Below are 22166 nucleotides of genomic sequence, written 5' to 3'. Positions count from 1 at the left end.
ACTGTTTGCCTCAGCGGTTGAGGGTGAACCCGCAGGCCGCGTCCAGCGCCACCTTCGCCCCCGCGAGCGCCTGGAGCAGGCGCTCGTAGTGATTGCGCTCCGCGTCAACCTGGGCCTCCACCTCCTCTGGGGGCAGGCCCTGGTGGGAGAGGGAGAGGCGCAGGCGGGCGGCGGCCGAGTCGCGCTCCACCTCGATGGCCGCCCGGGCCTTCTTCGCGGACCGGCCGAGCTCCGCCTCGGCGGCGGCCTGGGCCACGGGCAGCGCGGCGTCCACGAAGGCGCCGAAGCCAGGGAAGGCCTGGTGGACTTCATCCCCCTTCAGGGCTTTGCCGTCGGATTCCAAAGCGGTGAGTACGGAAACGTCCGCCACGGGGCCCTGGGGGCCCTCCACCACGGCGACGGGCAGGAGGGTGCGGGCCAGGAAGCGGGCCAGCTGACGGCTGGGCACGCGGGCACCGGGCGAGGTGTCCTGGGACTCCGGCAGCTGGACGTGGAAGAGCAGCTCCAGGCCGCGCGCGGGCTTCTTCACGCTGCGCTTCTCGATGTGGCGGAAACCACTGCGGCCGTAGGGGCCGTCCTTGAGGAAGCCGAACAGCGCCTCCACCAGCGGGTGGCCGGTGGCGAAGTACTCCAGCTCCTCCGCTTCCACCGCGGTGTCGCGCCAGAAGGTGCCCAGCAAGGTGCGGTCCTGCATCACGTCGATGCCGGGCAGGCCTTCCACGTTGAGCGCGTGGCCGAACTGGAAGGCCACCTGGAAGGCCTCCACCTGCTCGTCGGTGTCCACGCCAATGCCCACGCGGCGCGCCAGCTCCGTGACGGTCTCCTCCAGGCGCTCGTCCAGGTCGCGCGCCACGCTCCACAGCCCGTCCTCCAGCGGCGGAGCCTCCTCGTCGGAGTCCTCGTCGCCAGGCTCATCCCCCATGCGCTCCTGTGCGCGCGCCACCAGCCGGGCCACGGCGGGCTTGTCGAAGCTGCGCACGTCCAGCAGCGGGTCGTACGCGCGCTTCACCTGCTCACGCGCCGCCTCCACGCGGGTCTTCAACTCCGCGGCGTATTCCACGCGCGCCTCGCGGGGCATCAGGGCCAGGTCCGCGATGCGGTCCTCCACCTCCTCCAGCACCGCGTCCAGGCCGCCCACCGTCTCACCGAAGACGCCCACGGCGTCCGCCAGCAGCATCAGCACGTCCGACGCGAGCGTGCCCGCGGGGTCGAAGACGTGGATCTCCACCGGGTGCGCCTGCCCGATGCGGTCCAGGCGGCCGATGCGCTGCTCCACAGTAGAGGGGCTCCACGGCAGGTCGTAGTGGACCAGGTGGTGCGCGAACTGGAAGTTGCGGCCCTCGCCGCCCACTTCCGTGCACAGGAGCACGCGGGGGCCTTCCGGGTCGCGGAAGCGCGCCACCTGACGGTCGCGCTCCACGAGCGGCAAATCGCCGTGGTAGCCCAGCGCCTCCACGCCCTCGCGCGACAGCTCCGACTGGAGCGAGTCCAGCGTGTCGCGGCTCTCCGTGAACACGAGCACCTTCGCGCGCGGCTCCGCATTCCAGATGCCGCGCAGCACACCCACGAACGCGATGAGCTTCGCGTCCCGGCCGGTCAGCTTGAGGTCCGCGCCCTTCAGCGCCGGGTTGGACTTCACCGCGCCCATGAACGCCGCGGGGCTGGACTCCAGGCGCCGCAGCACGTTGGCCAGCGGCGCGCCGCGAAGCGTGCCCTTCGCCAGCGTGGCGAGCGCCGTGTCACGCGCCGTCAGCTCCTCCGGCGTGAGCTGCACCGGGTGCCGGTGGAGCCTGCGCGTGGAGAAGCCGCCCACCACCGCGCGCCGGTTGCGCACCAGCCGGTCGGACAGGCTGTACGTCTCCGCCAGGTGCGCGAGCAGCGCCTCCTTCTCCTTCAGCGTCTGGAGGCTCGCGTCCTCCGGGAAGCGCTTCGCCAGCGCGGCCACGGCGGCCTTCGCGGCCTTGCCGTCGCCCTTGCCTTCCATGAGCGCGCGCACCGCGGTGGACAGCTCCTCCTGGCGCTGGAGCCGCGCCTCGAAGCCGTTCACGGACGGCGCCGTCGCCGCGTCGATGAGGGTGAGCAGGCCGTGGTACTCCGCCGGATCCAACTGCATGGGCGTGGCGGTGAGCAGCAACAGGCCCCACGAGTTCGCGGCCAGCCCCTTCGCGGCGGCGAAGGCCTTCTCGCCCTTGAGGTGGTGCGCCTCGTCGATGATGACCAGGTCCCAGAAGGCGTCCTCGGCGGCCACCTCTTCGCGGTGCTCGCGGGTGCGGCTGAGCAGCTCCAGGCTCGTCACCACCAGCGGGAAGCGCGCCCACGGAGAGACGTCCGGCGCTTCCTTCAGCGACTGCTCGTAGCGGTCCGAGTCCATCAGCGTGAAGAGCTGGTTGAACTTGTGGAACAGCTCCACCAGCCACTGCACGGTGAGGTGGCTGGGCGCCACCACCAGGCAGCGGCGCGCCAGGCCCACCAGCCGCAGCGCGCTGAACACCATGCCCGCTTCAATCGTCTTGCCCAGGCCCACTTCATCCGCCAACACGAAGCGCGGCCGGCGCGCGGACAGCACGCGCTGCACCACGCCCACCTGGTGCGGCTTCACCATCACCCGGCTGGCCAGCAGCGCGCCCAGCGCGTCACCCCGGCGCTCGTCGTCCAGCACCAGCGCCTGCTTGCGCAGCATGAACGCCTTCGCGTCCCCCACCCGCCCGTCGCGCAGCGTGGACAACAGGTCGGAGCGCGGCGCCAGCGCACGCACCTCCGACTCCGGCAGCTCGTCCTCTTCGCCCGTGTCCTCGAAGCGCACCACGTAGCGGCGCAGTCCGCGCGCGCCCGGCTCCTCGCCCAGGACGGTGGCCTTGCGCCCCTTCGGCGTCTGGATGGGCTCGCCCTTGGGCAGCTGGTAGGGCACCAGCGCACCGCCGCGCGTGGACACCAGCACCGGCGCATCCTCGCGGGACGGGAAGGCGATGAGGGCCTTGGCCCCCTGCTCCTGCAGCGACAGCAGATGCCCCACGCCCCACTCGGGCTGCGGGAGGTAGCGGACCTTCAGACCTTCGACGAGAGACGCCATATGCCGTGCAACACCTGGGTGACGAGGAAGGGGCGCTGCATAACGTCCCGGCGCCCGGAAGGCCATTTCACGGGCACCTCCACCCCTTCCAACCCCTTGATTCCAGGCCCGAGCTCCCGGAAAGCGCCGGGGCATCGTCCACCATCCGACAGCCCCGCCGCGTCCTGCCCGCCAGACCTTTCCCATCCCTGCGGGTAGGGTCCATGATTTCATGACAAACAGGTAAAAACAGGGTTATAGGATACCCTGCCCGACAGTGCGATGTCGCTCACCCCACCTTTTCGGTGATGTTGAGCGTCCTTCTGCACAGAAGCGCTCGGTGCCGTCGGGGGGGAGTGCCACATGCTGCGACGTTGGACCTTCGCTCAGCGGGTCGGGGCAGGTCTGTCCGTATGCCTTCTGGCCGGACTCATCCTGCTTGCCACCCTTGTGTCCACGGCCCACACGCTGACGGTGGACGACGGGGCCGTCCTCCATCACGCCTCCGACATCCTCTCCGGCCTGCTGGGCCTGGGCGCCCTGGTCGCGCTGGTGGTGGTGCTGCGCAACGCGCTGGGCCCCATGCACGCGGAAGCCGTGCAGAGTGAACAGCGGTTGCACCTGTTCATGGATGGCGTGAGCGACTACGCGCTGTGCTTCCTGGAGCCGGACGGCACGGTGTCCTGCTGGAGCACGGGCGCGGAGCGGCTCACCGGGTGGACGTCCTCCGACATCGTGGGCCAGCGCGTGGAGGTGCTGCACGTGCCGGACGCGGTGGCGCACGGCCTGCCCGCCTCCCACCGCGAGCGGGCCGCGCGCGAGCGGCGCCTGCAGGCGGAGGGCTGGCGGATCCGCAAGGACGGCTCGCGCTTCTGGGCGGAGACGCTGCTCACCGCGCTCTACACGGAAGGCGGCACGCTGCAGGGCTTCGCGGAGGTGACGCGCGACATCACCGAGCGCAAGCGCACCGAGCGCATGCAGGCGCTGCTCGCGGAGGCGGGACGCGTGCTGCAGCCGCAGGCCGGCGCCAAGGAGCTGGGAAACGCGCTCACCCGCCTGTGCGTGCCGGAGATCGCTGACGCGTGCGTGCTCTACCTGCCGGACGGCCAGGGCGGCGTGCGCCCCGGCGCGGTGACGTGCGCGGACGCGGCCACCCAGGCGCGGCTGTGGGAGCCGCTGTTGCGCAGGCCCTCGCAGGACGAGCCCGGCCCCGCGCGCGTCATGCACACCGGCCGCGCCGAGCGCTTCGCGGAGGTGGATCCAGACCGGCTGCCCTCCTCCGTCAGCGACAGCACCTGCGCGGAGCTGTGGCGCGCGCTGGGCGTGCGCTCCGCGCTGAGCGTGCCGCTCGTCGTGGACAACCGCGTGCTGGGCGCGCTGTGCCTCCTGTCTACCCGGCCCCACCGCCACTACGGCGCGGTGGACCAGGCCTTCCTGGAGGAGCTGTCCGCGCGCGCCGCGCTGGCGCTGGACAACGCCCGCCTGCTGGCGGCGACGCAGAACGCGCTGGAGCTCATTGGCGTGGCGGCGCACGACCTGGGCACTCCGCTCAGCTCGCTGCAGCTGCGCCTGCGCCGCGTGCGCCTGCAGTGCGCGCCCGCGAACGCGGAGGACCCACGCCTGCGCGAGGGGCTGCTGCTGGCCGAGGACGAGACGAAGCGGCTGGGGCAGCTGGTGCACAACCTGCTGGACCTGTCGCGCCTGTCCGGCGGCCGGCTGGTGCTGGAGGCCCGGCCCATGGACCTGGCGGAGCTGGCGCACGAGGTGACCGCCCGCCACGAGGACCAGGCCGCCGCCGCCGGCTGCGCCCTCACCGTCCACGCCCGCGACGCGGCCCGCGGACGCTGGGACCGCCAGCGCCTGGACCGCGTCCTCACCAACCTGGTCAGCAACGCCCTCAAGTTCGGCCGGGGCCAGCCGGTGGAGGTGCATGTGAACGTGGATGAGGACTCACACCGGGTCCAGATGTCGGTGCGGGACCACGGCGCCGGCATCCCCGCCGAGGCGCAGCAGCGCCTGTTCACCCGCTTCGAGCGGGTCACGACGGACAGCCGCGCGCCGGGCTTCGGCCTGGGCCTCTACATCGTCCGCCAGCTCGTCGAAGCCCACGGCGGCACCATCCGCGTCCACTCCCGGCTGGGAGAAGGCTCGGAGTTCACGGTCGAACTCCCGTTCACCCTGGAAGCACAGGAGGAAGTGGGAAAATCGATTCGAATATGACCCTCCCGGGTGGGTTGCGCCCCAGAGGCCCTTCCCATCCAGTCACGGACAGTTCGAGTTCGCCTCTGGGTGGAATAATTCTCAGAAGTTGAATCGCTCTGTTGATTGTGGATATTCTCCGTGTGGCTAGAACTGCTCGTTTCCGGCAAAAGCCGGATTTGAGAGTGACCCTCCGCCAGCGTCCCCCCGACGCAAGGGCACCCGGGTCCACTGGCCGCGACGCTGCTTCGGCAGCCGTCCGCACATACGCGTTCGGAGGAGTCCCCTCATGGCTGGAACTGACACGATTCGGGAGCGGTGTTCTCGCACTTCCCCCCACCTGTTCACGGCGGGCCGCGCGAGCCTGCTGGCCACCCTGGCCAGCCTGACGGTGGCGTGCGGCGGTCCGGAGTCCACGGGGCTGGAGTCCTCCGCCGTCGTGGAGCCCAATGTCGAGCCGCAGCTCACGGTCCAGGGCCAGGACCTGTCGCTGGGCGACATCCTGGGCGGCGGCAACCGCGAGCCGGCCGTGGGCCTGGCGCTGGAGGTGGACAACGGCAAGGGCGTGCCCATCAAGGTGAAGGCCGGCCAGAGCTTCTGGGTGAACCAGATTGACCTGCGCGCCTCCCTCACCGCGTCGAAGGACGAGGGCGTGGACGGCCTGCGCCAGAACAGCGACTTCCTGGCCATCGGGTGGTCGGGTGTGCGCCTGGCGGACCAGGAGTTCGTGGGCCTGTCGAACCCGGACGGCACCTTCACCCGCCGCCGCTTCTACCGTGACGCCGCGTGGATGAAGGCGACCAGCCTCTTCACGGTGGAGCCGGTGGACTCGCGCGGCGTGCTGACGGGCGCCCCGGTGCTGCTGAACATCGGCAGCGACGACACCCGCCGCACGGAGCGCGACGACTTCTTCGTCCGCCGCATGCGCGCCATCCAGTGGACGCGCGACTGCCGCTCGCTCACGGACTGCAACGGCGCCCGGGCCTATGAGGAAGAGGCCCTGGTGGAGCTGCGCAACGCGTACGACCACGCGAAGAAGCAGACCCTCACCTTCAACTCCCGCACGGCGGGTCTGCGCCTGCGCTGGAGCCTGCGCCCGTTCGCCCCCTACTACATCCCCGTCACGCAGGTGTCCCAGCCGGAGTTCAGCTACGGGTTCGGCATCGACATCAAGCCCGTGACGGCGCCCCGCAAGGACGGCACGTATGCCCCCGGGTCGGACGTCACCTTCCAGATGACCCTGAAGGACGGCAAGGGCAAGCGCCTGCACAAGGCCGGGAGCCTCCCAACCTACAATGAGGTCGCACCTCCGGGCGCTCCCGGTAGCCCGGGCGGCATCCAGTACTATCAGGCGTTCTTCAACCCCACGACGACCTACTATCGCCGCAAGCACCAGGAACGGATGATGATGACGCAGCTCATCGGGCCGGCGCAGGACATCCAGCCCATCCGGACCATCGTCGACCTGGAGGCCTTCCTGGATGACTCGCAGGACGTGCAGACCATCGCCACCCCGGCGCGCGACGGCGTCTATGCGCAGTTCATGACCTTCCCCCCCGCCAACAAGCTGTTCGGCGGCGCCTTCTTCCCCAATGACGGCCGCTGGGACGCGCCCGTGAGCGACACCTGGACCTACACCCTGCCCGCGGACGTGAAGCCCGGCACCTACCTGGTGACCGCCAAGGCGCGCCGCAATTACCTGGGCGAGGACATTCCGGCGTCGCGCACCATCGAAATCCAGGTGGGGACGAAGACGCACACCAGCGCGGCCCTGACCACGGGTCCGTGCAACACCTGCCACAGCAAGGGCGGCGATCTGGGTGAAGTCCTCCATGCGAACGACAACCGCGCCGCGTGCGCGTCGTGTCATGCTCCGCTGGGCTTCGAACTGGAAGGGCCCATCTTCGTGCGCACGCACTTCATCCACTCGCGCTCCAACCGCTTCGACGCGCCCCTGGAGAAGTGCTCGTCCTGCCACCTGAAGCAGGAGACCACGCAGCGCACCAGCAAGGCCGCCTGCCTGTCGTGCCACAAGAGCTACCCTGAGAGCCACGTGGCGAAGTTCGGCCCCATCGAGAGCATGTACGTCGGCGGGGGCCGCGAGTCGTTCCAGCAGTGCACCGGCAGTTGTCACAAGACACACCCCGGCGCCGGCTTCTAGCCGCCGCCGGTTCGCACGGAGGTCCTCATGGCGCACGTGAAGATGCAGACGGCTCGTTCCACCCTCACGGATCCGGTCGCCGTCGCCGAGGACCTCCTGCGCCAGTTGCACGGCCCCCCGCCGAAGCTGGTGACGCTGTTCGCGGCCCGCCAGCGCGACCAGCGCGCGCTCAACCGCGCGGTGCGCGAGCGGCTGCCGAAGGACACCCGGCTGGTGGGCGCCACCACCGCCGGGGAGCTGGACAACAACGGCATCCACGAGAACAGCGTGGTGATGGGCGCGCTCTCCGGCGACTTCGAGGTGGGCCTGGGCCTGGGTTCGGGCCTCACCGGGGACGCCATCGCCGCGGGCGCGCAGGCCATCAAGCGCGCGTGCGAGGAGCTGGGCGTGCGTCAGCAGGACCTGGACGCGCGCCGGTACGTGGGCCTCGTGATTGACGACGGCTTCCGTTACAAGAAGGAAGAGCTGCTGCTGGGCATCCTGGAGAAGAACCAGACCCTGGTGCTCGTGGGCGGCGGAGCCAGCGACTCAGAGACGGACCCCGCGCGCCAGTCCGCCCTCATCCACGTGGATGGCGAAGTGGCCGGCGACGGCGTGCTGGTGGCCCTGTTCAAGACGAACGCGCCCTGGGCCGCGCTGCGCTCGCACTGGTACGTGCCCACCGGCGAGCGCATGACCATCACCAAGGTGGACGAGACGCACACGCGCGCCCTGGAGATCGACGGCCAGCCCGCCGCCCGGCGCTACGCGGACATCCTGGGCGTGGAGAACATCGCGGACCTGGAGTTCGGCCGGCCGGGTGGCTTCGCGCTGCGCCCCACCGCGCTCAAGGTAGGCCGCGAGTACTTCATCCGCGCCGCGTGGCGCCCCCTGGAGGACGGCTCCATCCTGTTCGCCAACCTCCTGGAGGAGGGCAGTGAGCTGGACCTGATGAAGGCCGGCGACCTGGCGGGCATGACGCGGGACTTCTTCCAGGAGGAACTGCCCAGGCGGGTACAAAACCCCCAGGCCGCCCTCCTGTTCCACTGCAGCGGACGCCTGTGGTACGCGCAGGCCCAGGGCATGTTGCCAAAGCTCTCCGAGGCCATGAAGCTTGCACCGTCCGCTGCTGGGATGAACGTGCAATTCGAGATCTACTCGGGCTTCCACATCAACACCACGCTGACCGTGCTCGCGTTCGGCTCCAACTAAACAGACCATGGCCCACCACCCGTTCGACGTGGCCCAAGCCGAAGCGCCCCTCGGTTACACCCTGTCCCTGCTCCTGGTGGGCAGCGAGCGTGAGACGCGCGCCATGCGCGACGCGTTGGAGAAGGAGGACATCCTCTCCATGCTCACGCTGGAGCCCGTCAGTACGCGGGAAGCCCTGGAGCAGGCGCTGGAGCGCCCCTGGGCCCTGGTGCTGGTGGGGTCCGAGCTGCCGGGCATGACCTGGGAGGACGTCCAGGCCGCCTGGGTGAAGCGCGGCCGTGAGACGGCCTTCGTGGTGAGCGCGCCCACCTGGAGCGCGGACACGCTGGCCGCCGTCATGCGCGCCGGCGCGCGCGACTACGTCAGCGAGGACCGCTACGGCCACCTGCCCTTCGTGGTGGCGCGGGAGCTGCGCCTGCACGCCGAGCGCGCCCAGCACCAGATGACGGGCGTGGAGCTCAAGCGCACCAACTACCTGCTCAGCAACATCATCGACGCGCTGCCCTTCGTGCTGTTCGTGAAGGACGCGGAGACGCGCCGGCTGGTGGTGGTGAACAAGACGTTCGCGGACGCGTTCCGGGTCACCAAGGAGTGGTTGCTGGGGAAGCTGGACCACGACTACTTCCCCAAGGAGCAGGCGGAGTCGTTCATCGCCATCGACACGGAGATCCTCGAGACGCGCAAGATGAAGACGTTCGAGGAGGTGGCCCGCGCGGACGGCGTGGACCGCATCTTCGCCACGCGCAAGATTCCGCTCCTGGACGACCAGAACGTCGCGCGCTTCGTGATGGGCGTCACGGAGGACATCTCCGACCGCAAGCAGAACGAGGAGGCCCTGCGCGCCTCCAGGGATGAGCTGGAGGCCGCCAACAAGCAGCTGGCCGCCAGCCTGGAGGAGATCAAGAAGACGCGCGCGGTGTCCGCCCGCTCCCTGGCGAGCTACCAGCAGCGCGCGCTCCAGATGGAGATCATCCGCCAGCAGAACGAGGACCTGGACCGGCTGGCCCAGGAGCTCTCCGTCGCCAAGCGCAATGAAGAAGAGCGCGCCCGCGAGGCGGAAGGCGCCGTGCGCCTCAAGAGCGAGTTCCTGGCGAACTTCAGCCACGAAATCCGCACGCCGCTCAACGGCATCATCGGCTACTGCGACCTGCTCATGCGCGAGGAGGGCAGCCGCCTGACGCCGCACGGCCGGCGCGACCTCAACGTGGTGAAGACGAACGCCAAGACGCTGCTGGCGCTCATCAACGACATCCTGGACCTGTCCAAGATTGAAGCGGGCCGCGTGGAGGTCGTCACCGAGCCGGTGGACGTGCAGGAGCTGGCCGACGAGTGCATGGCCACCGTGAAGGAGTACCTCAAGGGCAAGGACGTGGCCCTCACGGTGAACGTGGACACCGAGGCGAAGGAGATCCGCACCGACGCGCTGAAGCTGCGGCAGATCATGCTCAACCTGTTGAGCAACGCGGCCAAGTTCACGGACACGGGAGAAGTGGCGCTCACGGTGGTGCCCGCGGGCGGCGGCGAGCTGCTGATGACGGTGGAGGACACCGGCGTGGGCATCCCGTCGGATCAGCTCCCCTTCATCTTCGAGAAGTTCCGCCAGGTGGACGGCACCACCACGCGCAAGGTGGGCGGCACGGGGCTGGGGCTCGCCATCGTGCGCGAGCTCACCCGCGTGCTGGGCGGCACGGTGGACGTGAAGAGCACGCTGGGCCGCGGCTCCACCTTCACGGTGCGGCTGCCGGACGTGCTGGCGACGACCGTGGGCGCGGACAGCCCGCACGCCACGGAGCGCCTGGTCCCCTTCCACGACGTGGCCCAGAAGCTCGCGCCCATGGCGCGGCCGGGCAGCACGGTGATGGTGGTGGACGACGACGTGCTCATCCAGCAGCTCGTCACGGGCCAGCTGGAGCCCGCGGGCTTCAGGGTGGTGACGGCCAATGACGGCCTCGCCGCGCTGAAGCTGGCCCGCGAGGTGAAGCCGCAGGCCATCCTGCTGGACATCCACCTGCCGCGCATGGACGGCTGGTCCGTCCTGAGCCAGCTGAAGAGCGACCCGGCGCTGGCCGCCATCCCGGTCATCCTGGTGTCGGTGGAGGAGCAGCGCGCCCGCGGCTTCAGCCTGGGTGCGTGCGAGTACCTGGTGAAGCCGGTGGAGCCGGAGCGCCTGGTGGACGTGGTGCAGAAGAGCCTGGCCTCCGCGGGCGCTTCCGCCGCCACGGGCGACGTGCTGGTGGTGGACGACGACGCGGCCACGCGCGAGCTGGTCAGCCGCAACCTGCGCCGCGCGGGCTTCTCCACCAACGAGGCGCGCAACGGCGAGGACGCGCTGCTCAAGGCGCGCGTGTCTCCGCCGTCGCTGGTGGTGCTGGACCTGATGATGCCGAACCTGGACGGCTTCGAGGTGCTGCGCCGGCTGCGCGCGGAGAAGCTGTCCGTGCCGGTGGTGGTGCTCACCGGCAAGACGCTGTCCACCGAAGAAGAGACGCTGTTGCGCGACGGCTTCGCGGGCTTCGTGCGCAAGGGCGGCCACGCGCTGGAGGACGTCATCGCGCAGGCCAAGGGCCTCTTGATGACCCAGCGTGCGGCATCCGCGGGGAAGCTGCCTCGCGTGCTGTACGTGGAGGACAGCGAGCAGAACCGCGACATCGTCCGCAGGTACCTTGGCGGACTGTATGACCTCATCGAGGCGGAGGACGGCGAGCAGGGGCTGGAGCGGGCCCGCAACGACGCGCCGGACCTCATCCTCATGGACCTGTCCCTGCCGCGGCTCGACGGTTGGGAAGTCACGCGCAGGCTCCGCGCGTTGCCGGATGGGCAGAACGTGCCCGTCATCGCCGTCACGGCACACGCGGGTCGCGAGTACCAGGACAAGGCTCAGGCGGCCGGTTGCACGGCCTACATGACCAAGCCCCTGGACCGCGATCAGCTCATCGAGACGATTCGTCAGTACCTAGGGAGAAGCCATGGCTGAAGCCAAACCGCGCGTCCTTGTCGTGGACGACGATCCGGATCTGCTCGACCTCGTGCAGCGCTCGCTGAGCGCGTACGGGTTCGATGTGCAGACCCACACGTCCGCGTTGGGCGTGTCCAACATCGTGCGCGCCTCCGAGCCGGACTTCGTGCTCATCGACGTCAACTTCCCCGCCCTCAAGGGGGACAAGGTGGTGGGCCTGGCGCGCCAGTACGCGCCCCCCGGCACCCGCTTCATCCTCTACTCCGCCTCGGATGAGGCCAAGCTGCGCTCGCTGGCCATTGCCTCCGGCGCGGACGGCTACATCTCCAAGAGCGTTCAGGGCGCGGAATTGGCGCAGAAGCTCCACGCCATGCGCCTCAAGCCTCGCCCGGCGTCGCCCAACCGGAATCCCTCACCGGTTGAGAGCTGACCCACCCCCTGGGTGAGCCCGACCCCTCGGGCCACCCCGTACTCCGGACGGATGGGAATCTCAAAAATCGATAACCAGCAAGCCCTGTATGACTTGAAGTTCACCAAAAGGGCTGTAAGGTAGTCGCTTCTAGAGATTTACGCGCTCACTGTTCCTCTCGACTGGGGCGCGCTCTACCCACCACGATCTGCCTGCGTCCCCCCGGAGGCACCTTGCATACGTCGACCGATTACAGCCACGCCGAAAAGCTGAAGCAGGAGCTGACTCAACCGCTGTTCAACGTGATGTTGAAGAAGTGGGTGGGCAAGGGCGAGCTGGACTACGAGCGCTACCTGCACACGGACACCCTGCTGGCGCTGCAGTCTCCGGAAGGCGAGCTGGTCTCCCATGACGAGCTGATGTTCCAGATCGTCCACCAGTCCCAGGAGCTGTACCTGAAGCTGGCGTCGCGGGAGATGGTGGAGGTGGTGGCGGAGATGGACCGCGACGCGCTGTGGGCGGTGTCCGCGCGGCTGGTCCGGGTGCAGAAGATCATCGCCGGCATCAGCGCGGAGATGGCCATCCTGGAGACGATGACCCCGTCCGAGTACCAGGTCATCCGCCGCAGCCTGGGCAACGGCAGCGGCCAGGAGTCGCCGGGCTACAACACGTTGCGCCTCGCGGCGGACGGGCTGGAGTCCGCCATGGAGCGCATGCTGGCGCGTCGCGGACTGACGCTGTTCCAGGTCTATTCGGCTGGGGGGCCGAAGGACCTGCAGCACGTCTGCGAGCAGCTGGTCACGGTGGATGAGAGCTTCCAGGGATGGCTGTACGCGCACTACCAGCTGGTGCGCCGGACGATTGGCATCGACCGCACGGTGAAGGCGCTGGACGGGCTGCCTTCGCAGGTGCTGCAGGCGCGCATGACGCTGCCGCTGTTCCGCGCGCTGTGGGACGTGCGCGTGGAGCTGACCGCGGGCTGGAAGCGCGAGGGTGGCTACACGCCGGGTGAGTCGCGCGGCGGCGGCTGCCCGATGGCCGCCATCAACGCGATGAAGGACACGGCGGTGAACATGCCGGTGGCCCAGGCGCAGGCGGCGCACGCCCATGTGGCGGCGCACGCGCAGCACGCCTCGGCGGCGCAGGTCCATCACACCGCGACGGCGCACGCGGCCCCGGCCCCTGCGCATGAGGCGCGCACCGGCGGCGGCTGCCCGATGAACATGCAGCACGCTCCGGCGGCCCACGCGGCCCCGGTCCACGCTCCGGCGGCCCACGCGGCCCCGGTCCACGCTCCGGCGGCCCACGCCTCCGCGGTCCACGCGCACTCCGCTACGGCCCATGTTCAGCACGCCTCGGTGGCTCACGCCGTCATGGCGCATGCTTCGGAGGTCCACGCGGCCCATGCGCAGCACGCCTCGGTGGCTCACGCCGCGACGGCGCACGCAGCCCCGATCCCTGCGCACGAGGCGCGCACCGGCGGCGGCTGCCCGATGCATGCTCAGCACGCGCCGGTGGCCCATGCTCCGGCCGTCCACGCACAGCCGGCTCTGGCTTCACACGCTCCGCACGCGGCGGCCCATCCTCCGCACGTGGCGCACGCGCCGGTGGTCCACGCCCCGCACGCGTCGGTGCCGCACGCGCCCGCTCCCCATGCGGCCGCGGCTCCCGCGCCGGTGATGCACGGGCCGCATGCGGCGGTGCCCCACGCTCCGACTCCTCATGGGCCTCATGCGCATCCGCACGCCGCGCATGCATCGGCGTACGCCCACGCCCAGGAGCTGCGGAGCCAGTCGTGACCGTGGCGGCACTCCCGGGAGCCCTCCGCGCGGAGTACCCGCTGCTCCAGACCTGCACGTACCTCAACAGCAACTCGACCGGGGCGCTGCCCCGGGCCGTGGAGGGCGTGCTGGCGCAGTACTGGAACACGATGCGCGCGTGGCGCGATGACACCTGGGACACGTGGCTGTCCCAGATGCAGGCGTACGCGGACGGGGTGGCGGAGCTCATCGGCGCACCCGCCGGCTCCGTCGCGCTGGACACCAACCTGAGCGCGCACCTGTCGCGCCTGGCCTCGTGCCTGGAGTTCACCGGAGAGCGCCGCCGCGTCGTCATCACCGACCTGGAGTTCCCCACGGTGCCCTTCATCTGGAAGGGCTTCGCGCGCTACGGGGCGGAGCTGGTCGTCGTCCCGTCGAAGGACGGCCGCGTGGACGAAGCCGCGCTGGAGGCGGCCATCGATGAGCGCACGCTCATCGTCTGCGTCGCGCACGGGGCCTTCGCCACCGGCGCCGTGCTGGACGTCGCGCGCATCGCGAGGGCGGCGCACGCGGCCGGAGCGCTCATCGCCACGGACGCGTACCAGACCGTGGGCACCGTCCCCGTGGACGTGCGCCAGCTGGACGTGGACTTCCTCATGGGCGGCGCGCACAAGTGGCTGGGCGGCTCCGAGGCCGCCTTCCTGTACGTGCGCCCCGGGCTCCTGCCCACGCTCCGGCCCGCGGTCACCGGCTGGCTGGCCGGCGCGTCACCGCTCGGCTTCCAGCAGACGACGGACTACGCGCCGGACGCGCGCCGGATGATGGGTGGCACGCCCGCGCCGCTGATGGTGCTGCTGTCCCGTCCCGGCCTGGAGCTGCTCAAGGACGTGGGCATCCACGCCGTGCGTGAGCACTCGCTGAAGCTCACCGGCCAGCTGATGGCGCGCGCGGACGAAGCAGGCCTGCGCGTGGTGACGCCGAGAGAGCCAGACCAGCGCGGCGGCGTGGTGGCGATGAGCTTCCCCGGCGACGCCCAGGTGACGGCGCGGCTGGTGGCGCGAGGCTTCATCTGCAGCCACCGGGGCTTCCTGCGCGCCGCGCCACACTTCTACAACACGCTCGAGGAAGTGGACGCCTTCATGGACGCGCTCATCGAAGCGCAGCACAATGAAGCCGCATGAGCAGCCAGATGCCTCCCTTCACACGTGAGGCGCCGTCGCCTCGCGCCCTGCTGCACCTGCTGTTCAACGGCGCCCGCGCGATGGACGTCGTGGAGACCGCGCTGAAGCTGGGCCTGCTGGACGCGCTGGAGCCCGGCCCGGTGACGCTGGGCGAGCTGGCCACGAAGTACGACCTGCGGCCCAAGCGGCTCTACAAGTTCCTCGACTGCCTTGAGAGCCTGGGGCTGGTGCAGCGCGAGCAGACCAGCGACACGCTGGAGGCGGCGCGCTACCGGGGCGTGCCCGGCCTGCGCGAGGCGGCGGAGCTCGTGCTCGGCGCGGGGTCGCTGGAGCGCGACCGCGAGAAGTACGACTGGAAGGCCCTGTACGGCCGGCTGCCGGAGACGCTGCACGGCGAGCACTCCATGTCCGCCACGTCGTTCGACTGGCCTCCGCGCACGCCCGAACAGGTGGAGGGTTTCGAGGCCAGCATGTCCGCGGGCCTGGGCCCCATCCTGGAGACGTTCCGCGCGCACGCGAACACCCTGTGGCCCTCCGAGGCCCGGCTGCTCGACGTGGGCGGCGGGGACGGCACGCTCGCGGAGCACCTGCTGCGCCAGCACCCGATGCTCTCCGTGGACGTCTACAACCTGCCCGCCACGGAACCCCTCGTCGCGCGCACGCGTGAGCGCGCGGGCCTGTCCGCCAAGCGGCTGGGCTTCGTGGGCGGCGACTTCCTGAAGGAGCCGCTGCCCCGGGGCTACGACGCGCTGTCGCTCGTGCGCGTGCTGCATGACTGGCCCGCGGAGGTGGCGCGGTCGCTGATGCAGGCCGCCTTCGCCGCCCTGCCCTCCGGCGGACGCGTGCTCATCTGCGAGGAGTTCCGCACCCCGGAGCGGCTGGCGGCCCAGTTCTTCTGGTCCTACTTCCTCATCGGCGTGGACACGTGCGTGAGCCGGCTGCGCGAGGTGGAGTTCTACCTGGAGGGGCTCACCGCCGCGGGCTTCACGGACGCGCACGTGCTGCCCGGCCCCTTCGAGCTGGTGGTGGCCACGAAGCCCTGAACCGCCCCACCCCGTCAGGGGTGGCGTGCGAGGAAGGGCGCCCTCCCCGGGGCGTCGTGGCCTGCCCCGCGGGCCCTGTCCTACGCTGGACACCCGGCCCCCTCCGGCAGGTCACAACGGGTGGGGCCATGTTCAGACTGTTTCTCAGCCAGACGCGGTAACCAGCCACACGCAGACGGGAGGAGCCTGTATGACAGGTCCCCGGTCACGAACGGGGTTGAATGCGGTAGGGCAGGACCACGGGTGGGAAGAAGCGCGGGAGTCCCAGGCGCGACAACGTGGTGTCGGACCGGCGGCGCGCTCGCATCTGGAGCGCGAGGTGATGGTGCCGGTCGATGACGCCGTCCTCGTCCGAGGACGGCTGGCGGTGCCCTCGGGGGCCCGGGGCGTGGTGGTGCTGGCGCGCGGCAGCGACAGCAGCCTCCAGAGTCCACGGCTCGCGCAGACCGCGCGCCTGTTCCAGGCGATGGGGCTGGGCACCTTGTTGATGGACCTGCTCACCCGCGAGGAGATGGAGGAGCGCAGGACGCGGCAGTTGCGCTTCAACGTGGGCCTGCTGGGCATGCGCATGGCGGGCGCGGCCCGTTGGCTGAGGCGCGAGGGCCCCTCCGCGGGCCTGAACGTGGGCTACTTCGGCGCGCACACCGGCGCGGGCGCGGCGCTGGCGGCCGCGGCCTTCCGGCCTGATCAGGTGGAGGCCGTCGTGTCGCGTGGCGGCCGTCCGGACCTGGCAGGGGCGGTGCTGCCCAAGGTGCAGGCCCCCACCCTGCTGCTGGTGGGCGGCGCGGACACGCTGGGCCTGGACATCAACCGCCGGGCCTACGAGGCACTCCGCTCCGACAAGCGCATGGACATCATCCCGGGCGCCACCCACCACTTCCAGGAGGACTCGGAGCTGGAACAGGTGGCCGAGCTCGCCGGGGAGTGGTTCCTCCAGCACCTGGGCGACCCCCGGGAAGCGCGGGAAGACGGCGCGGAGGAAGCCGCGCCGCCTTGAGGGAACAGCCTCAGGCCAGCACGGGGCGGGGCACGCCCAGCTCGCACGCCATCACCGCGAGCTGGGCGCGGTTCTCCGGTCCCAGCTTGCGGTAGATGCTCGTCAGGTGGGCCTTCACCGTGCGCTCGGTGATGCCCAGGTGGGCGGCGATCTTCAGGTTGTCCGCGCCGGCCGCCACGTAGCCCAGCACCTCGCGCTCGCGCAGGGTCAGCCGTGACAGCGCGGAGCCCGGCATCTCGAGGTCGTCCAGGTGCAGGGCATTGGCGTGGAGCATGTCCACGGGCAGCAGCCGCTCACCCCGGGCCACACGCCCCACGGCCCGCACCACGTCGTCAACGCCCGCGTTCAGCTTGCACAGGTAGCCCGCCGCTCCCGCCTGGAAGCAGCGCTCCACCACGTCCGGCTCCTGGTGTCCGGACAGCACCAGCGCGCGCACCTGCGGATGGAAGTCATGCAGGTACTTCAGCGCGTTCAGCCCATCCTCCGCGCCCTCGCGGCCCACGTGCTCCAGCCGCAGGTCCACCACCGCCACGTCCGGCGCGGCCGCGCGCACGTTGGAGAGGAACGTGCCTGTCTCCGCGCACCGAGCCACCACCTTCATCCCCGCGCCTTCGAGTAGGGCCACCAGGCTCTCGCGGAACACCTGCTGATCCTCCAGCAGCGCGACACGGATCTCCCGTCCCGTTGAGTTCAATTCCATGGATGACACCCTCGCCTTCCCATCGTTTGGTCATCACCCCCTGGGAAGGGACATCCACGCTATGCCATCGCGCCGCCCCCTGTGAAACCACCCCCGGTATGCGCGCGGCGGAGGAGAAGAACAGCGAACGTTTCGTCGTCCGAGACCCAGACGAAGAGTATGGCCGACAGTGCTCCCGCAAGAGCGGAAGTACAGGTCTTGCCCGGTCGGTCTCACTGGACTACGTCCTTCTGAATGGCGACCAAGCCTCCACGCGACAGCGAGCTCGAAGCCATCCTGGAGAAGGTCCGCCAGGTGCGGAACTTTGATTTCCGCAATTACAAGCGGGCCACGCTGCACCGGCGCATCGAGCGGCGGATGCAGGCCACGCGCTGCCGGAGCCGGGCGGCCTACCTGGCGCTGCTGGAGCGGGACCCCACCGAGGTGAGCACGCTGGTCTCCTCCATGCTCATCAAGCTGACGACCTTCTTCCGGGACCGGGAGGTCTGGCAGGCCCTGGAGCAGAGCATGGCGGAGTTCGTGCGCCAGCGGCCGGACAAGGACCTGCGCATCTGGAGCGCGGGCTGCGCCACGGGCGAGGAGGCCTACTCGCTGGCCATCATCGCGGCGGAGGCGCTGGGGCCGGGCTACCCCGGCGCGGAGCTGAAGGTGTTCGGCACCGACGTGGACGAGGAGGCCATCGCCACGGCCCGCCGGGGCATCTATACGCCGGAGCAGTTGGAGAATGTCTCCCCGGAGCGGCTGGCGCGCTTCTTCGTGCGCACGGGCAACAGCTTCACGGTGCGCAAGGAGATCCGCCGCGCCGTGGTGTTCGGCGTGAACAACCTGGTGTCGGACGCGCCGGTGTCGCGCATCGACCTCCTCCTGTGCCGCAACGTCTTCATCTACCTGGACTCCGACCTGCAGAAGCGGGTGCTGGCGCGCTTCCAGTTCGCGCTGCGCCGCAACGGCCAGATGGTGTTGGGCCGCTCGGAGCTCATCCCCTTCGCGGCCCGGCTCTTCCGGCCCATCGACCTGGCCCGGCGCATCTACCGCAAGGATGGGCACGTGGAGCTCACCAGCACGACGCAGGACCGCCTGCCACCGGAGCCCGTGAGCCTGACGCGCATCCTCGAATCCAGCCTGGACTTCGAGCGCTCCTTCCTGCGCAACCTCCTGGACTCGCATCCCTGTCCGCACATCGCGACGGACAATGACGGCACGGTGACGCTGTGGAGCCGCGCGGCGGCCCGGATGTGGAACCGCAACGAGGGGGAGATGCTGGGCAAGAAGCTGGCCGCGCTGGGCCTGGCGGGCCTCAGCGGCGACCTGCTCGTCGAACAGAGCCAGCGCGTGCGCTCCGGCAGCTCCGAGCGGGAGGTGGCCGACGGGATGATGGAGGTCTCCAACGGGGAGCCCCTCGCCCTGCGCGTCCAGGTGGTGCCCCTGCGCGAGTCGGCGGGAGGGCGGCAGGGCCTGCTGTACACCGTCCACGACATCACCCACCTGCGCGGCGTGGAGCAGAACCTGCGCACGGCGCAGGAGGAGCTGCAGGCCATCCAGGTGCGGATGCAGTCCTCCACGGAGGAGCTGCGCGCGTCCAACGAGGAGCTGGAGACGACCAACGAGGAGCTCCAGTCCGCCAACGAGGAGCTGCAGACGACCAACGAGGAGCTCCAGTCCACCAACGAGGAGCTGGAGACGACCAACGAGGAGCTCCAGTCCGCCAACTCGGAGCTGGACGCCACCAACCGCGAGCTGGCGCACCGCACGCTGGAGATGGACGCGCTCACCTTCTGCCAGCGCACCATCATCCGCACCCTCTCCGCCGCGGTGCTGGTGCTGGACGGCGACGGCCGCATCACCACCTGGAACCTGGCCGCGGAGCGGCTCCTGGGCCTCACCGAGCGCGAAACGGTGGGCCAGCTCCTGTGGTCCCTGCACGTGCCCGCGCTGAAGCGCGCGCTGGTGCTCAAGCTGCGCCGCCACCTGCAGGAGAATCGCTCGCTGCGTCTGGATGGCATCCCCTATCAGCTGCCGCACGGGGGCAAGGGGAGCGCCACGCTGGTGGCCACGCCGCTCGTCACCGACACGCACGTGCTGGGCTCCATCATCCTCTTCGAGGACACCACCCGGGCCTCCGCCCTGCTGGAGGAGAACCAGCGCCTGCGGGGGAAGCTCAAGGCATGAGCCCGCGCCGCGCGTCCCCGCCTGCGTCCTCCGCCGCCCCGGGCCCCGGCACGCAGGAGCCCCAGGGACTCCTGCGCAAGTACCGCGAGCTCATGAAGAAGCACACCGCCCTGGTGCGCAAGCTGGGGGAGAACACCCGGCGGCAGGTCATCACCCTCAAGCTGTCGCGCTGGGCGCTGGAGACCAGCGACAGCGCGCTCGCGATGATGAACGCCACCAGCGTGGTGCTGGCCAACAGCCGCTGGCACGCGCTGGGGCGGCTGCGTGGCCCCTGGAGGCGCGAGGACGACGGCGCGGAGCGGATGGCCCTGCGCGACGTGGGCCAGGCGGAGGCCGCGGTGGTGCTCGCGCTCACCGAAGGCGGCGCGCGCATCACCCGCTACCGTCAGGCGCGCGAGGCCCAGCCCCGGGTGCTGGAGGTGCGCATCGAGCGCGTCACCGGCCAGATGCAGGGACAGGTGCTGGTGCTCGCGCGCGACATCACCGAACAGGCGCGCGCCGAGGAGGAGCTGGCGAGCGCGCGCGCCACCCTGCTGGAGCGCGAGAAGGTGCGCGCCCTGGGGGAGCTGGCGGCGGGCATCGCGCACGACCTGCGCGCCACGCTCAACGCCATGCGGCTGCGGCTGGAGCTGCTCCAGCGTGAAGTGAGCCCCACGGGCCAGGGCCAGCAGCACATGGACGCGCTCGTGAGCATCGTGTCCGACGCGGAGGCGCGCGTGGGCCGGCTCCAGGACTTCTCCCGCGGCAAGCACGGCACCGCCCTGGAGCCCGTCCAACTGGCCCACGTGGTCCACGACGCGGTGGACATCGTCCGGGGCGGCATCGAGCACCAGGCGCGCCAGGGCGGCCATCCCCTGAGCCTGGACGTGGCGCTGCCCGAAGGGCTTCCCCGCGTGGCCGGTTCGGCCATGGAGCTGCGCTACGTCGTCATCAACCTGCTCATCAACGCGCGCGACGCCATGCCCCGGGGCGGCGCCATCCGCGTGCGGGCCTTCAAGGCCGGGAAGGCCGTGCGGCTCGTGGTGGAGGACGAGGGCACGGGCATCCCGGAGGAGCACCTGCCGAACATCTTCAAGCCCTTCTTCACCACCAAGGGCGAAAAGGGCACGGGCCTGGGGCTGTCCATGGCCCACGGCGTGGTGACGCAGGCGGGCGGCACGCTCACCGCGGCCAACCGCCCGGAAGGGGGCGCGGTGTTCACGCTCACCTTCCCCGCGCTGAAGGCCGCTCCGGCGCACGGCGGAGCGCGCTGACCCGGGGCCTCAGCCCGTCTGCTCCGACTCGTCGGAGACCCCGAGCACCGGAGGCTCCACGGACGCCGCGCCGGACGGAGGCGCCGCGAGCACCGCCCGGCGCAGCAGCTCCACCTGGGACTCCGCCGTGCGGGCGCGCTCCTCGAAGCGCCGCGCGGAATGGTCATGGCCACGCTCCCGGGCCCGGGCGGCCAGCCGGCGCGACAGGGACGCGCTCTCCTCCAGCGCGCGCAGCGCGGCCCACAGCGCGCCGTCCAGCTGGTTCTGCTGCGAGCCGGACAGCGCCTCCCCCGTGTACGCGTGGCCCGTGCGGCAGCGGAAGCGCAGGAGGCTGCCCTCCTCCAGCTCGAAGAGCACGCCGCCGCAGTCCGGGCAGCCGTAATAGGACGGCTTCGCGTACTCCACCGGAGAGGGAGGGTCGCCCATGGCGGGAAGGTCCACCGACATCACCTTCACCTCCGTCTCCACCTGCCGCGACCGCTTGCGCGAGCGCGGAGCCACGGGCGTGTCCACCAGCCGCGTCAGCAGCGCCCCCATCTCCGCCAGGGGCACGCAGTAATCCACCGCCACGAGCTCCAGCGCGCTCCGGGGCATGTCCGGGCAGAGCGCGTCGCGCGGTTCCTGCACCACCGCCAGCCCGCCCTCCCGCTTCACCGCCATCAGGCCGCTGGTACCGCAGTCCAGCGCGCCGGTCAGCACCACGCCCACCACGCGCGGGCCGTACGTGAGCGCGGCCGAGCGGAACAGCGGATCCACCGCCGGCCGGTGCCCGTTCTCCCTGGGCCCCTTCACCACCTTCACGCGGTCCGGCTCCACCAGCAGATGTCTGTCATTGGGCGCCACGTAGATGCGGCCCGGCGCCAAGGCCTCTCCGTCCCGGGGATGGTGGGCCGGCAACGGACCGGCGCGGGAGAGGATCTCCGGCAGGTAGCTGCGGTGCTGGGCCGGCACGTGGAGCACCAGCAGCACGCTGGCGGCCAGGTCCCCAGGCAGTCGCCGCACCAGTTGGGTCAGGGCCTCCACCCCGCCCATGGAGGCGCCGATGACGATGATGTCGTGGCGTTGCAAGTTCCCATCCCCCAATCCGGAAGCGCGAAC

General features: G+C 70.6%; 14 protein-coding genes. 11 read left to right on the top strand and 3 right to left on the bottom strand.

Translation table 11 applies throughout. The features are described 5' to 3' along the window. Nucleotides 1-10: 10 nt before the first annotated feature. Complete coding sequence (locus D7Y11_RS02420; RefSeq protein ID WP_126932931.1) at nt 11-3070, bottom strand: helicase-related protein; 3060 nt, start codon at nt 3068-3070, stop codon at nt 11-13. A 342-nt stretch (nt 3071-3412) separates the two neighbouring features. On the opposite strand from D7Y11_RS02420, the gene D7Y11_RS02415 reads away from it, so the two are divergent. The 9 genes from D7Y11_RS02415 (at nt 3413) to D7Y11_RS02370 (ending at nt 16946) form a co-directional block, all read left to right on the top strand. After that, nucleotides 3413-5269, top strand: coding sequence for an ATP-binding protein (locus tag D7Y11_RS02415; RefSeq protein ID WP_126932930.1), 1857 nt, complete (start codon nt 3413-3415; stop codon nt 5267-5269). 268 nt (nt 5270-5537) lie between these two features. Further along, a complete protein-coding gene (locus tag D7Y11_RS02410; RefSeq protein WP_126932929.1) occupies nt 5538-7409 on the top strand; it encodes a cytochrome C in 1872 nt (623 codons plus the stop codon). Between the two features lie 27 nt (nt 7410-7436). Then, nucleotides 7437-8600: an FIST signal transduction protein gene (locus D7Y11_RS02405; protein WP_120575151.1), complete on the top strand. Its 1164-nt coding sequence runs from the start codon at nt 7437-7439 to the stop codon at nt 8598-8600. Between the two features lie 7 nt (nt 8601-8607). Further along, nucleotides 8608-11574 (top strand): response regulator, encoded by a 2967-nt coding sequence (locus D7Y11_RS02400; protein WP_120575152.1) that lies wholly within the window; start codon nt 8608-8610, stop codon nt 11572-11574. Continuing rightward, entirely contained in the window at nt 11567-11986 is a 420-nt protein-coding gene (locus D7Y11_RS02395; protein WP_120575153.1) for a response regulator, read from the top strand. The genes D7Y11_RS02400 and D7Y11_RS02395 overlap by 8 nt, the downstream gene beginning before the upstream one ends. 212 nt (nt 11987-12198) lie before the next feature. Further along, the gene (locus tag D7Y11_RS43725; RefSeq protein WP_199753679.1) at nt 12199-13764 is read left to right on the top strand and encodes a tryptophan 2,3-dioxygenase family protein; all 1566 of its coding nucleotides are present in this window, start codon (nt 12199-12201) and stop codon (nt 13762-13764) included. After that, nucleotides 13761-14906, top strand: coding sequence for an aminotransferase class V-fold PLP-dependent enzyme (locus D7Y11_RS02380; RefSeq protein WP_126932928.1), 1146 nt, complete (start codon nt 13761-13763; stop codon nt 14904-14906). Before D7Y11_RS43725 ends, D7Y11_RS02380 begins: the two co-directional genes overlap by 4 nt. Nucleotides 14907-14914: 8 nt before the next feature. Then, nucleotides 14915-15949 carry a methyltransferase gene (locus D7Y11_RS02375; RefSeq protein WP_126932927.1) on the top strand — a complete coding sequence of 345 codons (1035 nt, stop codon included), beginning with the start codon at nt 14915-14917 and terminating at the stop codon, nt 15947-15949. Between the two features lie 322 nt (nt 15950-16271). Beyond that, a complete protein-coding gene (locus tag D7Y11_RS02370) occupies nt 16272-16946 on the top strand; it encodes a dienelactone hydrolase family protein (RefSeq protein WP_126932926.1) in 675 nt (224 codons plus the stop codon). A gap of 10 nt (nt 16947-16956) precedes the next feature. On the opposite strand, the gene D7Y11_RS02365 is transcribed toward D7Y11_RS02370, so the two are convergent. Further along, nucleotides 16957-17646 (bottom strand): response regulator transcription factor, encoded by a 690-nt coding sequence (locus D7Y11_RS02365; RefSeq protein WP_126932925.1) that lies wholly within the window; start codon nt 17644-17646, stop codon nt 16957-16959. Between the two features lie 234 nt (nt 17647-17880). Between D7Y11_RS02365 and D7Y11_RS02360 the strand changes: the two genes are divergently transcribed. Then, nucleotides 17881-19815 carry a CheR family methyltransferase gene (locus D7Y11_RS02360; protein ID WP_126932924.1) on the top strand — a complete coding sequence of 645 codons (1935 nt, stop codon included), beginning with the start codon at nt 17881-17883 and terminating at the stop codon, nt 19813-19815. Beyond that, complete coding sequence (locus D7Y11_RS02355; protein WP_126932923.1) at nt 19812-21068, top strand: sensor histidine kinase; 1257 nt, start codon at nt 19812-19814, stop codon at nt 21066-21068. The genes D7Y11_RS02360 and D7Y11_RS02355 overlap by 4 nt, the downstream gene beginning before the upstream one ends. 9 nt (nt 21069-21077) lie before the next feature. On the opposite strand, the gene D7Y11_RS02350 is transcribed toward D7Y11_RS02355, so the two are convergent. After that, the gene (locus D7Y11_RS02350) at nt 21078-22136 is read right to left on the bottom strand and encodes a chemotaxis protein CheB (RefSeq protein ID WP_120575183.1); all 1059 of its coding nucleotides are present in this window, start codon (nt 22134-22136) and stop codon (nt 21078-21080) included. Between the last annotated feature and the right edge of the window lie 30 nt (nt 22137-22166).

It is taken from the genome of Corallococcus sp. AB018 (assembly GCF_003986945.1).
Lineage (GTDB): Bacteria > Myxococcota > Myxococcia > Myxococcales > Myxococcaceae > Corallococcus > Corallococcus exiguus.
The sequence above is the reverse complement of the archived record's forward strand: the minus strand, read 5'-3'. Positions and strand labels throughout refer to the sequence as shown.